The 21979-nt window shown below is 35.6% G+C and carries 18 protein-coding genes; 4 read left to right on the top strand and 14 right to left on the bottom strand.

Annotated elements, in window-relative coordinates:
• Positions 1-8 precede the first annotated feature (8 nt).
• The 4 genes from ACFOU2_RS15400 (at position 9) to ACFOU2_RS15385 (ending at position 6140) form a co-directional block, all read left to right on the top strand.
• A complete protein-coding gene (locus ACFOU2_RS15400) occupies positions 9-233 on the top strand; it encodes a hypothetical protein (protein WP_377916616.1) in 225 nt (74 codons plus the stop codon).
• Positions 234-381: 148 nt separating this feature from the next.
• Positions 382-2202 (top strand): ABC transporter ATP-binding protein, encoded by a 1821-nt coding sequence (locus ACFOU2_RS15395; RefSeq protein WP_377916614.1) that lies wholly within the window; start codon positions 382-384, stop codon positions 2200-2202.
• Positions 2203-2229: 27 nt separating this feature from the next.
• Positions 2230-3339, top strand: a complete 1110-nt coding sequence (locus tag ACFOU2_RS15390; protein ID WP_377916612.1) for a nucleotidyltransferase domain-containing protein — start codon at positions 2230-2232, stop codon at positions 3337-3339.
• A gap of 455 nt (positions 3340-3794) precedes the next feature.
• Positions 3795-6140: a right-handed parallel beta-helix repeat-containing protein gene (locus ACFOU2_RS15385; RefSeq protein ID WP_377916610.1), complete on the top strand. Its 2346-nt coding sequence runs from the start codon at positions 3795-3797 to the stop codon at positions 6138-6140.
• Between the two features lie 422 nt (positions 6141-6562).
• Here ACFOU2_RS15385 and ACFOU2_RS15380 read toward each other — a convergent pair whose 3' ends face one another.
• The 14 genes from ACFOU2_RS15380 to ACFOU2_RS15315 all read right to left on the bottom strand — a co-directional run bounded on the left by ACFOU2_RS15380 (position 6563) and on the right by ACFOU2_RS15315 (position 21973).
• Positions 6563-6910, bottom strand: coding sequence for a helix-turn-helix domain-containing protein (locus tag ACFOU2_RS15380; protein ID WP_377916609.1), 348 nt, complete (start codon positions 6908-6910; stop codon positions 6563-6565).
• Positions 6911-7230: 320 nt separating this feature from the next.
• Entirely contained in the window at positions 7231-7830 is a 600-nt protein-coding gene (locus tag ACFOU2_RS15375; protein ID WP_377916608.1) for a YdcF family protein, read from the bottom strand.
• A gap of 419 nt (positions 7831-8249) precedes the next feature.
• Positions 8250-9416, bottom strand: coding sequence for a DegT/DnrJ/EryC1/StrS family aminotransferase (locus tag ACFOU2_RS15370; RefSeq protein ID WP_377916606.1), 1167 nt, complete (start codon positions 9414-9416; stop codon positions 8250-8252).
• Position 9417: 1 nt separating this feature from the next.
• On the bottom strand, positions 9418-10062 hold the full coding sequence (locus ACFOU2_RS15365) for an acetyltransferase (RefSeq protein WP_377916604.1): 645 nt from the start codon (positions 10060-10062) through the stop codon (positions 9418-9420).
• On the bottom strand, positions 10059-10673 hold the full coding sequence (locus ACFOU2_RS15360) for a sugar transferase (RefSeq protein ID WP_377916602.1): 615 nt from the start codon (positions 10671-10673) through the stop codon (positions 10059-10061). The genes ACFOU2_RS15365 and ACFOU2_RS15360 overlap by 4 nt, the downstream gene beginning before the upstream one ends.
• Before the next feature lie 447 nt (positions 10674-11120).
• Entirely contained in the window at positions 11121-12173 is a 1053-nt protein-coding gene (gene galE, locus ACFOU2_RS15355; protein WP_377916600.1) for a UDP-glucose 4-epimerase GalE, read from the bottom strand.
• Between the two features lie 166 nt (positions 12174-12339).
• Positions 12340-13620: a TolC family protein gene (locus ACFOU2_RS15350; RefSeq protein ID WP_377916598.1), complete on the bottom strand. Its 1281-nt coding sequence runs from the start codon at positions 13618-13620 to the stop codon at positions 12340-12342.
• Positions 13621-13677: 57 nt separating this feature from the next.
• Positions 13678-14769, bottom strand: coding sequence for an acyltransferase family protein (locus ACFOU2_RS15345; protein ID WP_377916596.1), 1092 nt, complete (start codon positions 14767-14769; stop codon positions 13678-13680).
• Positions 14770-15002: 233 nt separating this feature from the next.
• Positions 15003-16556, bottom strand: coding sequence for a lipopolysaccharide biosynthesis protein (locus ACFOU2_RS15340; RefSeq protein ID WP_377916594.1), 1554 nt, complete (start codon positions 16554-16556; stop codon positions 15003-15005).
• A 125-nt stretch (positions 16557-16681) separates the two neighbouring features.
• Positions 16682-16897, bottom strand: coding sequence for a hypothetical protein (locus tag ACFOU2_RS15335; RefSeq protein WP_377916592.1), 216 nt, complete (start codon positions 16895-16897; stop codon positions 16682-16684).
• 300 nt (positions 16898-17197) lie between these two features.
• Positions 17198-18385 (bottom strand): glycoside hydrolase family 88 protein, encoded by a 1188-nt coding sequence (locus tag ACFOU2_RS15330; protein WP_377916590.1) that lies wholly within the window; start codon positions 18383-18385, stop codon positions 17198-17200.
• Between the two features lie 15 nt (positions 18386-18400).
• On the bottom strand, positions 18401-19591 hold the full coding sequence (locus ACFOU2_RS15325; RefSeq protein WP_377916588.1) for a glycosyltransferase: 1191 nt from the start codon (positions 19589-19591) through the stop codon (positions 18401-18403).
• A 14-nt stretch (positions 19592-19605) separates the two neighbouring features.
• On the bottom strand, positions 19606-20799 hold the full coding sequence (locus ACFOU2_RS15320) for a glycosyltransferase (RefSeq protein WP_377916586.1): 1194 nt from the start codon (positions 20797-20799) through the stop codon (positions 19606-19608).
• Positions 20800-20812: 13 nt separating this feature from the next.
• Positions 20813-21973: a polysaccharide pyruvyl transferase family protein gene (locus tag ACFOU2_RS15315; RefSeq protein WP_377916584.1), complete on the bottom strand. Its 1161-nt coding sequence runs from the start codon at positions 21971-21973 to the stop codon at positions 20813-20815.
• Positions 21974-21979: the final 6 nt, after the last annotated feature.

Below are 21979 nucleotides of genomic sequence, written 5' to 3'. Positions count from 1 at the left end.
GCAAAATAATGAAGTCAACAGCCCGCAATGCCCCCAAGATTTACAGTCGCCCCATGGTCTTAAGCAGTCAGCCGATTCGATTTGAGACGGCCCAATGCTGGAATCCAGGAAAAGGGAACCTAGATCATCCTGGAAAAGGCAACAACGGGTCCAATTGGCCAAGTACTAATCCAAATCCTACTCCAGGTGGAGCTGGAGCCCCGGGTAATGGTAATGGTAATGGCAGGAAGTAAGTAATAAGTTAATACCTTTCACTGAAGTCATTAGTATTCTTTACTTTTGACTTCTGTGGAAGATAAACCGTTCATTTAGCCTCCATTACTAAGAATACATTTTAATAGAAAAGAAGCATAACACATTAAATTTTTCCGGAGTGTCCCTATGATTACACGAAAAAAACAGGAAATACTAGCTGTCATTAAACCGTACTTCGCCATGAGCGATGTTCAAAAAACATTTTCTTTCTTAATGCCTTACATTATGAAACAACGGAAATCATATATCGTTCTCTTTTTCTTGTTGTTCGTTAATATCGTTTTGACCCTGGCTTTTGCATGGTTTTTTGGAAATATCCTTGATGCGGCCGTTCAAGGTAACCTTCAGCGCATTAAATGGTTAATCCCGATTGGCTGCCTCCTCACGTTCATTAGCATTACATCAGGGTTTTTGGACATTTATTTTGAGTCTGTGGCAACAAACGGAGTCAAAAGAGACTTAAAGGCTCATTTATTTAAGCATATATTGCTTCTCCGAGCTAAAGATGCTTCTAACCTCCGCTCAGGGGAATTGTTGTCACATTTTACGAATGATATTCATAGTATTGATGGGATTATAGGTGCGAGTCTCATTAATCTAATCCGACTTCCTTTGATCTACATATCCGTATTCATTTATTTAGTTTATATTAATTGGAAGCTCGCTTTACTGAGTCTGTTGATCGCCCCTGTTGCCGCACTAGCCGGGGTTGTTTTCGGCCTGCTGCTTCGGCGCAACAGCAGGTTGATTCACAGTCTATTAGGCAGGACGAACCACCTGCTTAACGAAACATTTCTTGGTTCCTCGGTTATACATTCGTTTACGCTGGAAAAGCTGTTTTATAAAAAATTTGCGGCTCTAAATCAAGAACTCTATTCTTTAGAGTTAGACAACACGAAACTGAATGGCTGGTTTTATGCAGGAGGCCAGACCATCAGTTCCCTCACCTTTCTTGTAAGTATGGGATTAGGAGCGTATTTTGTCTCTGATGGAATCCTGTCGGTTGGTTCGCTGTTAACCTTCATTAATCTCGTAGGTCATTTAGTTTACCCGCTAACAGGGCTCGCCGGACAGTGGGCAGGCTTCCAACGGTCGGTTACAGCCGTGGAGAGAATTTTGGGGATTTTGGGGCTTCCGACTGAATCAACGGAGCTAACCGCCTATACTACGCCTAACCCCCTTTTAAAGTTCATTCAATTCCAAAACATTGTGTTCAGCTATGACGGACAGAAAAAGATTCTTAATCATTTTCATCTGACTGTTCCGGCAGGAAAAGTGACGGCCATTGTCGGTGCGAGCGGAGCCGGGAAAACGACGTTATTCAACCTGCTTCAAGGTTTTTACAAACCGCAGTCTGGCCGTATTGTCATGGATGATCGACCGATTGAGGCGCTGTCTCCGTCTGAGCTAAGGAGCTCAATCGCCCATGTTCCTCAGGAAACCTTTCTTTTCGGCGGGACCATAAGAGAAAATCTAATGTTGGCACGTCCCGATATGACAGAGGACGAGATGATGAAGGCCGCAATAACTGCCAGCATTCACGAATTCATCCTATCTCTTCCGGATGGGTATGACACCGAAATTGGGGAAAGAGGCATAAAGCTCTCAGGCGGCCAAAAGCAGCGGATCGCGATAGCGCGGGCTATTTTAAAGGATGCCCCTATGCTCTTGCTGGACGAGGCTACCTCTGCCCTGGACAACAAAACGGAATATGAAGTACAAGAAGCTTTAAATCGATTAATGGAAAACCGTACGACACTTGTCATTGCCCATCGATTATCAACCATCCAGAACGCTGATTTGATTATTGTCATGGATGAAGGAAGGATTGTGCAAACGGGGCGCCATGAAGAACTAATGGCGAGGAATGGAGTATACCGAAGCCTATATGATACACAAGCCTCTCAGTCATCTGAAGAAACTTATATAACAGCGGTAAATACTTAGATCTTTTTCGGAAAGGAGCCACATTTCTTGGCTGTTGATTTAATACAAGCATTATATGATTCTCGAACCTCTTTACCGAGTGACGAGGAGTTTTATAAACAAGCCATCGAAGATATTGAGTTTTTCTCCATTTCTTCTCAGATTTATCATCTATTAAAACAACAAGAAAAACTTGAGCAGACACCAATATTTTTTCAAGAATTCCTAAAGCAAAAGTACAATGAAGCGTTATACCAAAACCTCTTCATAAAAAACCAAATGGAGCTCATCTTTAAAGAATTTGAAAATGCTGGAATTCCTATTATTCCGCTTAAAGGTATCACGTTTGCTGAAAAATACTTTGGCCATTTAGGTGCAAGAGGCACATCCGATATTGATTTATTAATAAAAATACCTGACCTTGAAAAAGCAATTGATTGTGTGAAATCACTCGGCTATACAACAGAGGAGGAATATATCCCCTCTCATTTCCATTGCAGCTTCAGTAAACATATACCCGGTTCCCCGGTTCCGCTGACAGTGGAAATCCATTGGACTCTGTTGAAAGAAAAGACCTCCAACCTTCGGATAGAAGAATTTTGGATTGAGGCAAAGCCCCTGAAGCCTTACAACTATGTCATGGAGCTATCCGATTACCATACGTTTTATATGATCTGTCTACATGGCTGGAAGCATAACATGAATTCGCTGAAGTATTTTATCGATATCATTCAAATGATCTGCTCTCTCCATGAAACTCTGGATTACAGTAGGCTATTCAAGGATGCTGCTTCACATAAAACATTTAAAAGAGTAATCAGAACATTATCGATTGTGTATTACCAATTCCCGCAATTAGAAGAGAAAAAGGGGCTTTCTCTGAAAAAAAGAACAAACTTATGGTGGGAATATGAAGCAATTAGAAATACAAACGTTAAATCCATAACACAATATATAAATTTTGCTTACTTTCAATTTCTCGACTTTGATTCAGTCAAACATACCACAATCACTATAGGTAGATGGCTGCTTCCTTCTAAAGTCGAATTAGCCTTTGAGTTGGAATTAAAGAACCACCATAGCTCCCTTTTTAGGGGATATCTCCAATTATTTAAAAAGCGGTGTAACAGCTTTTTAAAAACAATGCTGTTCAGGTAGATTCCGAAAACAAAGGTTAATTAGAGAAAAATATGATGAGAGAGTTCGAGATTATACTTTAATTTTCTCGTTAAGAGAGACGCTGGCTGACCTGTTCCATGCACGAGACAAGGAACAGGTCTTTTTCTGTCTTATTTTCAATTCTTTTACTATACAAATTTCCTAAAACCCTCAAAAATTCTTTTCCCTCGCTTATTCTTATTAACATTCCTCCAATCAGTTTTGTAATAGTTTTATTTAGCTACTTTCACCCTTTACTTTTTTATCATGCAAATTAGAAATGCATTTGCCAAAAACCCTACAATTTGTCCAAACAAAGAAAAAAACAAATTCATATTATATATAAGTCCTATTCCAAAAGCATCATTTATCTATATTCATATTTAGGTTAATCCCCAACTAAAAAGAGAAATCCAGGGACATTTTAGAATCTCACATAAAGGAAGTGTTAGAGGATGTATATTATAGAACTTGATAGGTGGAACATAAAACAGGGATTATCAAGCAAACCTTATACTGATGCAGATTATATTATGGCCGATACTAACATTCAAGGTATCAATAATGCTATACAGTATGCATATAATCATGGTTTTACTGATGTAGTTCTGCCTAGAGGACAATATGCTTTATGTTATCCAAGAGCCATAAGAATGGTCAGCAACATGACCTTCAACTTAAACGGATCAACATTAAAAGTCATTTATGATTCGGACAGAAAATCGCCATTTGACACTCGAACAACCACCGATTATTACAAGTTTACAGGAAACAGTGTAATATTTGAAAATGTAACAAATGCCCACCTAATTGGTGGCACCATTATAGGATGCAGGGATGATCGAAGTTTTTCAAATGCAGCCGAAGAAAGAAAAGTGGAATCTTCTTACGGTGTCGTCTTTCAAAAAAGTACGAGATACTCTTCTATCAAACATTGCATTGTAAGAGATTATATGGGAGACAATATAACTTTTTCTAGTACGGCAATTAGGGAACTAGCGGAATTTAATATGAATCTTTCATTAAACTCTTTAGACTACACCACAGGACAAACCACTCCTTCAACTAATACATTAGCAACAGGGTTTATTAATATACCTACGGATGCCCAGTTTTCCCAATTTCAAATAGCAGGGGCCGGTTATACAAGGTTAACAGCTTTAAATACTAAAGAAGTAGATGTCTTCTTTTATAAGGCGGATAATACTTTTATTGGAGTTTTGAAGAAAAAGAAAATATACACAGATATTTCAATACCCGTGGGTGCCGCAAAAATGAGAATGCTTTTTTTCAACGAAACAAACCCATCTAAGAATTTACAAATTACATTGAAATTTGGATTAATCCCTCACCATAACGTAGTTGAATATAATGAAATATACAATGGACACAGGGGAGGTATAACACTCGGAGGAAGCTATAATGTAGTACAGCATAATGTAGTTAGAGACAATGGTAAAGGGACCAATAGCTTCTTGGACGGAAAGCCTATATTTAGTGATTCCACAAGATATGCTATAAATCAAGAAGATTCGTATGGTGATAACTGTGTTATTCGAAATAACCTCTTGTATGGCAGTAATCACGGAATATTGGCTGGATGTTATTCCATTCAAATCGAAAATAACCATATTTATAACATGGATTCTATAGGTATCAATCTTTATAGCTTGTTATATACGAATGTTAGAGGAAACGTCATTTATAATTGTGCAACTACTATTGGATTGATGAGTTCTAATTTCGGAAATGCATATGTTAATATTTCAGAGAATAGTATGCACGGTGGAAATATGTCTTTCAGCACCAACAATTCATATCAGATAAACGTAACAGATAATAATTTTATAGACGTTACTACTATAAACATGGGGAACAGCAATATAAACAATGTTTTTAGAAATAATCGTATTAAGTATGCTAATGTTTCTGGAACTCCCTCCATTACAGCCAACAAAATGGAAGGCTGTATTATTGACTCAACAACCGTAAGAGATATTACTTTAAAGGTATATAAACAAAGTGGGTGTACCTTTAACAATTTAAGGATTAATATCCAAACCCCTAATGGGACGACTAAGAGTGAAAAAGTGGCAATAGATAATTGTGAATATACTAACAGCGTATTAATAAATCATATTTTTCTTACAAAAGACCGGGAAGTAAAAGTTACTAAATCCAAATTTATAGACACCGTAGTAAAGGTTGGGAATATAAACACTCCAGGTTTTCCCGCAACAACTATATTAGAGGATTGTGACCTAATAGCAAATACAGTGAGCAATCTATTTGCAACGGACTTTAACCAACCAAGCGGCATGATAAAATTAAATAGATGTAATGTTGAGATTTCGAACCCCAACTTTTCCTATCTAATCTCCCATGATAAAACAATTGTAAAAGCTGTCTTTACTTTATTTCTAAAAGAATGCAAATTTAAATACACCGGCGGCAGCACTTCATTAAATCTACGTTACTATAACAGCATCAATCCTATGATTAAATTTATATCATCAGATAATGTATTCACTGACATCATTTTACCTGCCCCGGACCCAGGAATCTATGTGAATTATGACATTGATGACACTTACAAAGAAAATGTAATGTTACAGGCAGATGGTGATAAATACTCTGCTATAGTTCACCATAACCTGAATACGTTGGAACCCTATGTGTTCTCTGTATCCCCTGCATCTGAAATTGTACGACCTATCATATTTATAACAAATAATAATTCAATCGTCATAAAACATACAGAAAACATCAACTTAAAAGTCACTGTAAAAAAACTGCAGTAAAACACTTCTCAAATCAAACCATGACCCGAATAATGGACACATGAAAAAAGTCCATTATTCGTTTTTTGTATCCTTACACTAGAAGCTCATCTATAAATTAATTTAGAGATCAGGATATCAATATGCTTTTATTTAGTCTACATCCCGTTACAATTGACGAAAAAATATAAATATAAAAAATTTACCGTAGATGATAAACTTTATCCCTAAACTGTGTAACTGCCTGTCTTATGTATAACTTTTTCAAAATCTAATATTGATTCTCCTCCACATAAGCACAAGAAAGTATTCCGGTCACTATTATGGCCCCAAAAAGAAGCCAACTAACCTGTTCCATGTACTCAACAAGGAACAGGTTTTGTTGCTGTGGTATTTTTCATCCGCTTGGTTATAAGCTCTTCAAAGAGATCCTTTTTCTTCGTTCAATTTAATTTATTCTCCTGCTGCCATTTGATAAATTCAACGAGTATTTTATAATCTTGAACATCCTCTTTATCAATCCCGGCTTCTTTTAACTCATGGATTAAACTAAGCCATTCTTCTTCAACCGGTTGCTCCATTAGCTCTAACTCTGTCTCAGGTTTAAGCAGCTTTTGGAGATCGACCTGCAAAACCGCCGCAATTTTTTCCATCAATTGGATAGATGGATTTTTATTTAGGTTACGTTCAATATTACTTAAATAAGATTTAGAAATTGAAGATTTTTCTGCAAGCTCAGATAGTGTAAATCCTCTTTGTTTTCGTATTCTGGAAATATTTTTACCAATCATGATTGATACCTCATCTTCACCCTTATCTTTTAAAAAACATTTAGTTTTCTTACATAAAAATAAGCTATTCATATAAAGGGAGCCAAAGAATTTATCCGTCCTATGAAAGTTGCTAAATATGGGCAGTATGATTGATGATTCTTTCACGCAACTAAGTATAGAATATATATGATAAGTCACGGGATAAAGTTAGCGTCATTACATTTGTAACCGTTAACATTTATATGCCATTACTATCAGCAACTGCTCCACTCGTATTCAACTATCGTACCCCGTTAGCGAAATAAAAGACCCTTCTTAAGAAGGATCTTGAAACAGATTTATGAATTTTTACCTAGAGCATAGCCTGCTAATTTTATATACTCCGTGATGGTTGTCATTAAACTTTTATTGCTGGACCACCAATGCTCTGGATTAAAATTAGGGTCTGCTGCACTTGCATAAGACAAAGACACATGACCATGTTTGTACTCCCTGTCAAACAGCATCTTGACCCTTCTCATATGATAATTAGATGAAACGACAATAGCTGATCTGAATTTTAGTTTTTGAACCAGCTCTCTTGAAAAAACAGCATTCTCATACGTGCTGTCGGCCTTATCTTCCATCACGATTGCTCTTTCCGGCACTCCTAATTTCATGGCGTGATCCTTCATCAGCTGAGCAATCGTCACATCATCATAAACCGTTCCACCCGAAATCATGATATATTTGCCATATCCTTGATGATAAAGTTCAACACCTTGTTCGATTCTAGCACCTCGATCACCGCTCAAAACGATGATGACATCGGATTTTTTAGCTTTTTCATCGATCACTAAAAACTTCCCGGCATAAAAATAAACGAGACCGATTAACAAAATGATGACTAGAAAGAACGTACCGATCAATGTTTTTTTTACTTTCATTTTGTTACGCACGAAATATCCAACTTTCTGAATAAGCTTTTAAACCGATTGTAACTTCTTTATTTTTTGAAGAAGATGATCGTTTCCTTTATAAAATGTTGTTTTGGACTTATGATAGCTTTCTAGTGTAAATTAAAGATAAAAATCACGAATGCTCATCATAAGATGGTAAAAGATGGCGAAGAAACCGTATTTCTTTATTGCCCCATTGTCGTCTTCGCTTCATCCATATCTGCAATCGTAACATTTAATGTGGAGGTAATGTACCATGTTTTCAATTTTAACGGCTGCAATAAAAAAAACTAGGTACCATTATCATAACATCATGTATGCTTACTGTTACACCCTCTATAAAGATTGTCTCGATATTCAGTTAAAAGAAAAGTACTATAGAAAGGCAAAACATCATGAAGAGAAGATTGTTTCATAAGTTAAACCTTGATGACTCTTAAAGAATTTTTAACACAATCGATAACCCTCATTTGGTCTTCTTCTGTCATATTCGATCCAGAAGGCAGACAAATACCCGTTTTAAATAATTGTTCCGATACATGTTCACTTTCGCTATGAGAATAGTATGCAGCTCCTTCAAAAAGCGGCTGCATATGAAGCGGTTTCCAAACAGGGCGGGCTTCAATGTTTTCTTCAGCCAATGATTGTAACAATGATTCGACAGAAAGACCCGCTTCTTTTTCCTCTATTGTTAAGGTTGTAAGCCAACGATTAGAGCGGGTATGTTCCAATTCAGGCATAAAGTAAATGCCAGGTATGTAGGCCAATTCTTGATAATACCGTTCAAATATAGATCGTCTGGCTTCCACTCTATCCTCCAATACTTCTAACTGCGCCCTTCCCACTCCCGCCAGAATATTGCTCATGCGATAATTGTAGCCTACCTCGCTGTGCTGATAGTGGGGAGCCGGATCCCGAGCTTGAGTTGCCAAAAAGCGTGCTTTTGTTAATGCTTCAACATCATTGGAAACAAGCATGCCTCCGCCGGATGTGGTGATAATTTTGTTGCCATTAAAGGAATAAATCCCGAACTTGCCGAATGTTCCGCTCGCTTTACCTTTGTATCTAGAACCAAGCGACTCTGCCGCATCCTCTATGACAGGAACATCATAGTGCTCGCACACGGAAAGGATTTCATCGATCTGAGCGCTCTGGCCATATAAATTGACGACGATCACCGCTTTTGGCAGCTTTCCTTCTTTCGCCGCATCACTTAAGGCACGTTCCAACGCTTTTGGAGACATGTTCCATGTTTCGGGTTCTGAATCAATAAAGACCGGTTCAGCTCCTAGATAAACAATCGGATTCGCACTTGCGACAAAGGTAAGGCTTGAACAAAACACCTTGTCTCCTGCTTGCACATCCAGCAACCTTAAGGCTAAATGAATGGCTGCCGTGCCGGAACTGACCGCTGCCGCATCTTTCACCCCAACATGGGAGGCAAGCTCTTTCTCAAAGGCATCGACATTCGGGCCAAGCGGCGCAATCCAATTTGTATCAAAAGCATCTTTAATATACGCTTGCTCATTATCGCTCATGTGTGGAGAAGATAAATAGATTCTTTTTTTATTTTTAACCATGTTCATTTCACACACCCCCAATAGCTTCTTTTCTTATAATTTTGGCCGGAGTACCAACAGCCGTACAGTTTGTTGGAATATCATGTATAACCGTTGCTCCGGCGCCAACAACAGACCATTCTTCAATTTGAACGTTTGGAATAACGACAGCACATGCCCCTATATGCGTCCCTTCTCCTACCGTAACAGAGCCTGTAAGGGTGGCACCTGGAGAAATATGCACAAAATCGCCTATTTTATTGTCATGTTCCACAACCGCATTTGTGTTAATAATGGCGTGATGACCAATTTCCGCATCCGTATTAATGACGGCAGAAGCCATCACAACTGTACCGCTCCCGATCTTCGCACTTGGACTAATGACAGCTTTGCTATGTATCAATGTGGCATAATCACGTTCAGAAAGGGCTAGCTGTCCGACGATTGATTTTCTAATTTTGTTATTCCCGATGGCTATAACGAATTTTAGATCGTCGAAGTAACCGATCATCTTTTGTGCTGCCATAATCGGTCCATAATACATGCCATCGATCATCGTGACATCTTCATATCGATCATCTAAATAGGCGACAATCTTATATTCTTTGTTTGATAGGATAATATCTTTAATGACCTTGCTATGACCGCCTTTTCCAACAATGACAATTTTCATCCGTTACCCCTTTTCGCAGATGAGTTTGTTCCGTAAAACTTCTCCGCCGTTACATGACCGTCTTGATTGATTCCTTCAGATTTAAACACCTTTATGATCGTTAGAACTAATATTTTCATATCAAGTAAGAATGATTGATTCTCTACATACCATACATCCAGCTTAAATTTCTCTTCCCACGTAATCGCGTTTCTTCCATTCACTTGAGCCCAGCCCGTAATTCCAGGTCTCACATTATGCCGTTTCGCCTGTTCTTCCGTATATAATGGCAAGTACTCCATTAACAGCGGTCTCGGTCCAACTAAACTGATGTCGCCTTTCACAACGTTTAATAGCTGCGGTAATTCATCTAAACTATATTTTCTAAGGAATCTTCCAAATGACGTTAATCGAATATGATCGGGCAATAGTTGGCCGCCATTATCCCTTGCATCCGTCATTGTCCGGAATTTACACACATAAAAAGGAGTTCCATGCAGTCCGGGGCGTTGTTGTTTGAAGATGATAGGAGATCCCAGCTTTAATTTAACTAGGATTGCCACGATCATGATAATGGGAAAGAAAGACATTAATAACAACAAAGAAACCAACAAATCAAAAAGTCGCTTCATGTGTAACCATGCTCCTCATCAAGATTTTGGGAGATCACTTTCTATCAAAATCCCCCACATATCTCGATCATTGAATTTTCTCTAAATATAGGAGTAAACTGTCGCTTTCAGGCCTACCACTATATCTTTTTTTCTATGTCCTTTTACTTGGATATATTCATCACCGACATAATTTGTTGCTTAATTTCGTTTATTAAATCTATGACTTCCATCTTTTCTGATTCTTGACCTTTTTTGTATATATTGAATAAAATTTCTCGAAATTGCTGTTGAGTTAGCTTATCAGAAATATTCATCTATTTAACCCCATTCCTGCAGTCTAAGAGTCTAGAAATTTAGATAGAAAGAAAATCACCCATTCGTAATGTACCGATTTTCTTTCTTTGCATTTGCATCATTATGTCAGATGACTTGTTTTTAGGGCGGCTCCAGAGAATGCTTTCCAATTTATCCTTCTCTCACACCGATTCCCGTTAGCTGTTCAATCTCTTCCTCGTACCCATTCGGATTATTGAACTGCCATCTCCATGAATCTTCACACATCTCTTCGATTCCTCTTTCAGCAGCCCAGCCGAGTTCTAATCTTGCCTTTGTCGGATCTGCATAGCAAACCCCTATATCACCGGGACGGCGTTCCACCATCTTATATGGAATGTTTCTGCCTGATGCTTTTTCGAAGGCAGCCACTATCTCTAATACACTATATCCATTTCCCGTACCAAGGTTGAAGGCTCCTACACCATTTGATACCAATATTTTTTCAAGCGCTCTCAAATGACCGATGGCAAGGTCCACAACATGGATATAATCCCTGACTCCGGTACCATCAGGAGTTGGATAATCGTTGCCAAAAATGCTTAGCTCACTTAATTTCCCGATAGCCACTTGCGAGATATATGGCAGAAGGTTGTTTGGAATGCCATTCGGATCTTCACCAATGCGTCCGCTTTTATGCGCGCCGATAGGATTGAAATAACGCAAAAGAGCAACGCTCCATTCATGGTCAGACACATTCAGATCACGCAAGATTTCTTCAATCATCTGCTTTGTGCGCCCATATGGATTCGTTGCTCCAAGTGAAAATGTTTCGGATATAGGGACAGATTCCGGCATTCCATATACAGTAGCGGAAGAACTGAAGACTAGCTTTTTGACCTCATAGTCTTTCATGACTTCACATAACCGAATCGTGCCGGTAATATTGTTATCGTAATACCAAAGCGGCAAGGTAACGGACTCCCCAACTGCCTTCAGCCCTGCAAAATGAATCACGGCCTCAATTTCGTTTTCAGAAAAAATGGTACTCAACGCATCCTTATCCAGCAAATCGGCTTCATAAACCGGAAAATCCTTACCTGTAATTTCGCTGACACGTTTTAAAGCTTCCGGTTTGCTGTTCGAAAAATTATCGACCACCACGATTTCATAACCCGCATTTAACAGCTCCACACACGTATGTGTTCCGATATACCCCGCTCCGCCTGTGACTAGAATTTTCATAAATCCCTTCCCTCCAGTTATCTTTAATTTTTTGAAGCCAGGCTAATTAGTTTTTGGAAACAAAAAAAGCACCTCAATTCGTTCATTGGGATGCACGATTTTCTAACATTTATGATCACGGTTATTGATAAAAATAAAAAAAGTAAGTAACATTGCTACTTACTTTTTATTGAACATATCCCCTTTGTAAAGCGGCAATGGATTGTTGGATTGTATAGTTTTGAACTTTAGCTGTAAAAACTTTTAGTTCTGCTTGTTCCAGCCCAAGCTGTGCTTGTTCATAATCGTATTTTGAAACTCTTCCTAACTTATAACGAATTGTTAAGCCATTCAAATCTTTTCTTTTATTCTCTAATTGACGAACCGCTTCTTCATATGAGGAATAAGAATCTTCCCCAGCTTGATATAATTGTTTAATTGCGGTCGCTATATGATCTTTTGTTGAAGCAAATGATTCTTCAGCAATTTTCACTTGGTAATCTTGTTGAGCTTTGTCATAAATCGTAACCTTAGCATCGCCATTTTCGTAATCTTTATAAACGTTATCGCGCTCTAAAATAGCAGATTCTAAATCTTTTTGAGCTTTTTTCATCTTAAATGAATGTTCAATTAAAAAGCTGATATCCGTAGGCTGTGCAAAATCGGTCGCTTTAAATTCAATAGGCTTCATTATCACATTCGGGTTATAGGCGACACCAATCTCATAACTAAGATCAGCCACTGTATGACCATAGCTTTTTTCTTGATCTTTCAGCTGTTTCTCCACATTCTCTCGAGCTAATTGAGCTTGACGGACAGCTTCCTTCGATACTCTGCCAAGATCATATAAACGTTGCGCTTTATTGACCGCATTTATTGCTGATTGCAGGGATTTCTTAGTGACACCCATTTGCTCTTGAAGCAATAAGATGTTTGTATAGGAAGAAGTTAACATCAGCCGGACGCCTTCTTTTACCTCTTCTTCTTGAAACTGCAGCTGCAATTGCCCTGCTTCTAATTTTTTAATCAACGTGTCTAAAGATTTAATTTGATCTTCTAACGCTTCTATAGACTCCCTATACTTAGTTCTGTCTTCAATATTTATACTTCTTTTACTTGCTACTGATAAACGTTCTTTTTCATCTTTTAAATCTTCTATTTTATTTTCTAATTTTTTAATTTCTTGAGCAGCCTTATCTTTATCATAGTTTGCTTTTAAAATTTGATTTTTTATTATTTCTAAGTTAAGTTGTAAAACTGTTAGATTTTTGCTATTCTCTGTTCCCCTTCTTATAACATCCTCTAATGTTAACTCTTTTACTTCTTCCAGTGAATTTTTCTCTTTTGTCATTTCACCTTCTGTTTGACCGGCTCCAACCACTTGCTTGGTTTCACCCGCTTGTGCATAAACAGCAAATGATGAACTTGCAATAGTTGCAGCAAAAAAAAGTGGAAAAACTTTTTTCATGGATATCTCCTCCTAGAAAGAAATGGTGATAAATCTTTAAAACAATCGATAGAACTTTTAAATTGTCTTTTGACCAACTACACTAGAGGAATCTTTAGGCCTATTGGAAGCCCTTTTGTCAACCAACCGTATAATGGGTTTATATATAGAATTGATCACAGATGATGAAATGAGACATAATATGAGCAGCCAGGCAAAAATTAGGATCGGATATTTAGGCGCAAATGTCAGTTCCGGAAAAATCGACATATAAAAAAACATATGGGTCAACCATATGTTTGTCGAATGATCACCAAAAAAGGTGAATACCTTTTGTATGAACCTGCTCTTATCCATAAGATTGAAGAAACATATAAAGGCAATGGCCGTAAATGGGGCAATGATCATGGACTCGTAAAGAGAATGTATGATTACCAGCATGACTATACCAATAAAACAGAGTATATTCTTATAAGAGTAACTGTAAAACTTATTGTATAGCTTCGAATAAACCTTTTCCTTTGCGAAAATGGTACCAATCATGAATGGCAGTAAGGACGTACCAACCAATACCATAGTGTTTACAAACATATTTAGGATTGTATGATCACCAAAGTCGAAAACATGTTTTATACGCTGAACATAACTCACCAAATAGATAATACCGGAAAGGAACAGCAACATAATAGAATTATATTTCCTTACAAACTTGACAAGCAAAGGCGCTAAAAGCACAAGGATGATATATGTCTGCAAGAACCACCATGCTCCATTATATGAGTTTGATAATACAAAGAAATTAAGAAGAAACTCAGCTAAACTCCCTGGGAAAGACTCTGCCTTGCCAGCAAGAAACCCAATACCAACAAACAGTACTAGTACTATCCAAAAATTAATCAGCAGCTTGAAGATACGTGCAAAATTCTTCATCACGTTAGATTTCTGTTCCCTACTATGTACCACAAACAATCCATACCCGCTTGCGAAGCAATATATAGGTACACACGCATCGCCAAATAGTCCTAGATAGTAAATCAAAGGAACTCCATTAATTATTGGAAAGACTTCATACAATCCATTAATCTCTTTCCGTCCAAACAAATGAAGAAGCAGCATGAATAAAATAGCTACTCCTTTTAGAGTTTTCGTATCATTTTTTGAAATCTCCACGATGATTGTACTCCTTTCTTCCCCATGTCTTTCTATGATCTCTTAAGAGCAAACACCAAACAAGTAGTGGCTACTCCACAAGAATCCGTTCTAAAACAATAAGAAACTAGATATCAAAGAAAAGCCCATTCTACAAACTAAAGAAACTATGCTTATCTTAGTTTTCTTTATTGTAACCCACTATAAAAATACTTTCGTAAATTATAAAACTCAGAGTAGTAGATGATCCTTGTTTAACCTGCATTTCTAATTTTCTTATTCACCTTAAACCTCCCCAACAACGTTCCCATAATATTTTTAACAATGCCAAATAAATATTTAAACTCATCTGTTTTATAAAAAATAGATATATAAATTAAGTTTGGAATGACTAAACTAAACATTCCTCTTAATATCAAATTTAAAATCCCATTATATGAAATAAAGCTGCATATAAAACTTGTTATAAGACAAGTTCCCATACCTACAGCTGCATAATAAGTATATTTACGAAAGTAATGACTAACAGGCATATGAAACACTTTTTTATACACTAAGTAAGGTGTAGTCCAAAATGGGACAACTAATGCACTTATAAGGGTTCCAATGAAAACACCGGCTATTCCGATATATCGAACCAATACAATTGAAACAACAAGATTCACAGCAGCCTGATATAAAGGAGCGTATCTATCTTCATGAAAGATTCCTGATGTTGTTTTCACCGTAGTGATCGAGTTTCTCATTCCTCTTTCATAAAAAATAATCATCAATATGATTAACACACCTTCACTCATTAAAAATTTTCTACCTAACCATAAAGTAATAAAGGACTCTACCATAATGTACAAGCCTATAGTAAAAAACGAATATAGCCAAAAGTTGAGAAGCATATATACTTTATATACACTATAAACTTTATCTGTACTTTCATTTGCCACTAGGTTTCCTACACTATGATAAATATTATTAAAAACTTGATTGATAAAAGTCCTGCAAATATCGATTAACATATTATAATTAGAATACAATCCAACCGCCGCAACACTAACAAATGAAGAGATAATGATATTGTCAGTACCAAACACTAAGTAATTGCCTATATTTTGCAATACGATAGCCTTTACATTTTTAATGATATTACCTTTCGTCTCACCATCCAATTTACTGGATACTTTATTTTTGAGAAATGGATACATTTTGTTTACTGTAATAGATAAGAAAATAGAGGTAATGATCGTTATAATGCTGTCTATCACTAAATATAAAATATAATTTTTCGTAAAATATAATATTCCTATTTTAAGACAAGCAGATACGATCGATGATACAGAGTAGATTCCCGTTACAATATAGCCCTTTTGACAAACATTTAAAAACGAATTTTTGTGTACATATAAATATGGTAAAACAGTATTAAGCAAAAAAATGCTATAAATTAAATAAATGTTTTCAACATTTGAATCTTTGATGAAATATTCAAGAAAAGGCATAATTGATAAGCCAAGTAACAATACAACTAAGGCTATTACCATATAGACATTTCGATAAAATTTCATCAACACATTAATTTTCACTTGATCATTTTCTGCTACTGGTTTATAAAGGCTGTACATGATACTAGCCCCTATTCCCGCCTCTGCTAAAGTCAGCATGGCCAATATATTGGAAAGGAGCCCATTGATTCCTAAGTACTCAATGCCTAAACTGCTAATGAACACCGTTCTTGAAATAAAACTTAATAATGTAATAATAAGTTGATTTGCTAAACCTGCGGATATATTAATGATAGAATTTTTGACTCTCATTTGATCCCCTTCATGGAATACATATATATTAAAAAACCAAAATTCTTTAAAGGTATAGTTTAAATATAAAATTTTATTCAACAAGTCCTATTTTATTTATTAGTTCTTCACACATTTTACTCTTATCAAGATGTGATATATTTCCCCCCTATCGTGTAACTACTACCATATACCTTAGTAACATCTCTTAATTGTTTAGTCTTTTCCATGTATGTCTCTACTGTAGATATAACTTTAGCGGGATTGCCGGCTACTACACTCCTTTCTGGTACAGATTTTGTTACAATACTTCCAGCTGCAACCATGGAATTCTTACCAATGGTAACTCCCGGCGTAATCAAGGCTCTTGCCCCTATAAATACATTGTCTTCTATAGTAATACTCCCGATTTTAGTGTAATTATTTAGCTTTTTTGTACTAGCATCATAAACTAATAAATATGCTTGGTGTGCTATGGTGACGTTATTACCTATCCTTATCAATCAACAATGAGAGTAATGGAATATTACACCAAGTTGAATAGAGCAATTATCACCTATTTTCATTCCCAGCTTTATATAATCTTCTAACCATATTTCTTCTAAAATACTCTTTCTAAGCCTGGCCTGAAAAAAGTTAATCATCTTTTTTATCATAAAAGCTCACGCTACCTTAGAATTGTTATGTGAATTTATCATCCTAATACAAAACCCCTGAGTAAAAGGCAATGTATTAAACAACATTGAATATACTCCTATATCTTTCGTATCGCCTTGAGAAAAGTCAACCGCTCCATTTCTTCTTGTAACCCTCATTAAGTAGTTTATAGCTTTATCTGTGCTGGCTAAACACTCTTTTGAAATCTCATCTATTTTTACTGCATTAAACATAAACCACCCTAAGGTTGCTGTGGTTGAAGAATCAGGTCTACATTCATTCCTAGTCACAGTCCAATTCCAGCTTCCATTCTCTTGTTGAAACCTCATAGCTGCCTTAGCAAATCTTTTGATACTTTCCTCCAGCACCGGCTTATATGGATTTTTTTCCGGCAGTTCGTTCCATGCATCTATAAGGCCGATAGCAAACCATCCAAGACCTCTTCCCCATCCATATAACCCGAGCGGAGCTTTATTCTCCAGCTTATACGCATGACTTGGAATATAATGTTCCTCTAGCATTGCATATTGTTCATATTCTTTAATTTGTTTTATTGCTAAATCTATACATTCATTTTTATCGTATTTAGTCCCGTAAGAAACTAAAAAAGGACATATGAAGCCTATCGTATCTACATATCTGTAGCTTTGTATAGACTTCCTATATCCAACCGTCCCATCTTCACCTATATGCTCTTTAATCATTTCCCACGTGTAATCTAATGCTTTTTTATATTTATCTGTATCTATAAAATCCAGCTTCATAACAGCATAAGCAAGTATTGCTCCATCTACATGTTCGGGCTTATTGATCCATTGACCGTTATAATCAAATTTTGAATTCAAAAACTTCATCATTTCATTTTTAACTATTTCATCATCATTGTGTTTCACATATTCTGACAACCCTAAAACTAAAGATGCTTCTTGCCAGTCCTGTATAGCACTTTTAGTATAATTACCCTTTAGCATATCTATCGCGACTAACCTCGTATTATCAGTTACCTTAATCTTTGGCGTCCTATTTAGCCACTTAACACCTGTTTCAGTGATTGATTGATTCCAGACATTTTTATCATTATATCTTCCTATATGTATTCTGCTTACCCAATCTTTAAATATAGGAATAATATCGATCAGGATAATTACTGCTATCACACTAAGCAGCACCAAGCTTATTATCTGAATAAACATATACTTGCCTCCTTTCTATACTGCTTTAATTAATTCATATAATTTTTGTATTTCTGACTCAGTTCCTAACTTCTCTTTAGATAAATTACCTATTAGTCTATTTCTTAATTTATCATCATCTATTAATTTTTTTATTCCTTCGTATATTGATGTCGAATCTTGATTAACAACTAAACCATTCTTTTCATTATTAAGTTGGTCATATATAACCGGAAAATTCGTTGAAACAATAGGTTTGTTTAATATTTTTGCTTCTGTAATTGTTAAACATTGTCCCTCAAATAATGAAGTTTGTACATATATATCACATTGCTTTATATATGGGTATGGATTTTCTTTGAGCCCCATTAATATAAATACTTTTTCTAAATTTTTATCTTTTATTAGCTTCTCTAATTTTTCTCTCTCTTCTCCTTCTCCAACAACATACCATCTAACATTATATCCATTTCTAATTAACATCTCGCAAGCTTCTACAGCCATTCCAAATCCTTTTGCATAGTGTAGTCTCCCTACAGAAACTATAGTAATTATACCATTGCGCTTTATATCTACTTCCATTAATGCCATTTTATTTATTATCTTAGGAGACACTATGTTGTACATAAGTTCTATTTTTTTATTATACATAGGAAATCTTTGCTTAAGTATATTAACACACTCATTAGATACCGTTATAATATTATCTAATTTGCCAAAATACTTTACATCAATATCTGGATCCATTCCTAACTTGTCATAATCAGTATGTATAAATCCTATTTTCTTGTTTGCTTTTACCTTATCTATACAAAAATAAATTGGATTCTTTTCAAGGAATCCAATAGCTGCATCATATCTCTTATCGATGGCCTTCAAAGATTTTGATATATATTTCCAAACCCTCTGCTCACATCTAGCTCTATTTTTTTCTCTTTTAAATATATAGCCTGCAAATACTCTTGATAAAGCTATATCCACTCTTCCTTTTTTTATGCAATCGACCATAGCTTTCTTTATTGACATATCAAAATATTTATACTCAAAAGGTTCTTCTAATAGGTTCACTTGTTTAGGTATTTTACTAAAGAATAGCCCTTCATGTTTAAACAAAAACAAATCTACATTATACATAGAATAATCTATCGTTTCTAATAAAGAAATTAATGCTTTTTCAGCACCGCCGCAGGTCAAATTATTCATTACGAATAAGATATTTTTTTTCATAAACCTATCATCACCTAGTTAAAAAGTTTATATAACTTATGAATTTCCTCTTCCGTGCCTAATTTCAAATGGGATAAGTTGTGTGTTAATTTCTCTCTTAGACTTACGTCTGTTATAAGTTTCTCAAGCCCCTCTGCAACAGCAGCTGGATTCATGTCTACGATTAAACCATCTACATCGTCATTTATTTGATCTTTTGCGGTACTAAAATTAGTAACAATAATAGGTTTATTCAATATTTTCGCTTCATCTATAGCTATTGATTTCCCTTCAAACTTTGATGTTTGCGTATATATATCTGCTTGCTTTATATATGGATAGGGATTAGATCTCAAACCTAGTAATTTAAAGTTATGTTCTAAATTGTTTGCTTTTATTAGACTTGTTAGCTTTTCTCTTTCTTCTCCTTCACCTATAATATTCCATTTTATGTTGTATCCTTTATCAACTAATTTCTTACAGGCTTCTATGGCCATCTCAAAGCCTTTTTGATAATGTAACCTCCCTATAGAGAGGATAATAATCTCATCACCTTTTTTATCATACACATCGATATTATCCTGGTTAGCCATTTTATTAATCATCGTTGGTGATACAATATTATAAATAACATCTATCTTATTTTTTTGGCTGAGAAATCTACTTTTTAGTATATTTGCACACTCTTCTGATACAGTAACAATATTATTCAGCTTGCTAAAGTACTCAATATCAATACTTGGATCCATGCCTAACTTATCATAATCAATATGGACCCATCCTATTTTTTTATATGCATCGACTTTATCTACACAAAAATATGTAGATGTTTTCTCGAGGAATCCTATAGCTACATCGTATTTTTTATTTAATTTATCTAAAGATTCAGAAAGATGTTTCCAGTTATGTTGTTCTCTAATGGATGTATTTTTAGTACTTCTATTATTTATGGCAAACATGATTCTATTACAGGCTAATGATATTTTCCCTCCTAATAACAGCTTTTTAATTGATTTAAATAGTGGTAAAGTAAATAAATGATATGCATCTGGTAATGATAGAAGTTGAACCTCTTTCGGTACAAACTCCATGAATATACCATCATGATTTAACAAAAATAAATCTACATTATATAAATCGTAATCTATCTGGGATAATAAATTCACTAAACTTTTTTCTCCGCCACCAGCAGATAAGCTAGGCATAACAAATAATAAATTTTTCTTCATAATATACCTCATGCTACCGAACTAACTCATTTAAATATTCTACAGCTTTGTATGACATTTTCTTTATATTCGGTATGGATTGTTGCAGTCTTTGTCTTATTACATCTTCTTCTCTCACCATTTCATCAAATGAAGCTTTTAGCTTTTGACTGTTAGATATTTCTTCTATTCCTAGAACTAATTTTTCTTCTCCAAATAGATCTTTTGCTATTCCTTTTGACTTTACACTATAGCCTAATACCATAGTTGGAACATAGTTTGAGTAAGCAGCTATCGTTGCATGCGTCCTAGCTCCGATAAAAAATCTCATCCTTGCAATATAGCCCTTATACTGAATTGCATTCAAATGATCTGGTAGTATAATCACTCTGCCTGTATTCTTAAACTCTTCATAATATTTATATAAAACTTCATAATCATTATTTCCATCTTCTATAACATGGGGTGTAAAAGCTACTGTTGAATCTGTCGTATGTAATATATGATTTATAAGGTCTCGTACTGAAGCCTGAGATTCCTTATTTCTATTCCATACAAGCGGACTGAAGTTAAGTCCTACTGTATTCCCTTCTTGCCAGCCCTGAGGGAGCTCTAATTCTTCTTTTTCCATCGTAAAGGCAGGATCTGCACACAATTTAACATTTTTAAGTCCTTTACTTTTTAGCATACGATAAGTAAGGGTTTCACGAGCCAGGATTAAATCAAATAATTTTAAATCTTCTAGTTTTCTTTCTGACATATCCTCTTCACCAATTGAACATCCCCATAAAACTAACTTCTTTCCTTTTGCTTTCACTCTTCTATCAATCTCATACCATCCGGGCTGTTCCCCGTAACAATAATTATCTCCACCTATAGATAAATAGACATCCATGTCTTTTAGATGCTTTATTATGTTGTGTTCAATTTTACTCAATGCATAGGAATCATTGTTAAAAAACTTATATTGAAGTGAAGATAGTAGCCAATCATATGAGTATTTCTTTAGACTGCGTTTAGAACCATCATAAATCCCATCTAATTTAACTATTATCTTGTCTGTTTCTGGTCTTTGTGATGCTAAATATACCTTTGCTCCATTTATTTTCTCTTTTATGATATTAGTAGATGAACGAACGATAGCCTCACACCCTCTATTAAGACTGCCAGCATGAGCAAACATCATAATCTTCATACTAAA

The sequence above is a fragment of the Bacillus songklensis genome (assembly GCF_042649685.1).
Taxonomy (GTDB): domain Bacteria; phylum Bacillota; class Bacilli; order Bacillales; family Bacillaceae_H; genus Bacillus_BA; species Bacillus_BA songklensis.
The sequence above is the reverse complement of the archived record's forward strand: the minus strand, read 5'-3'. Positions and strand labels throughout refer to the sequence as shown.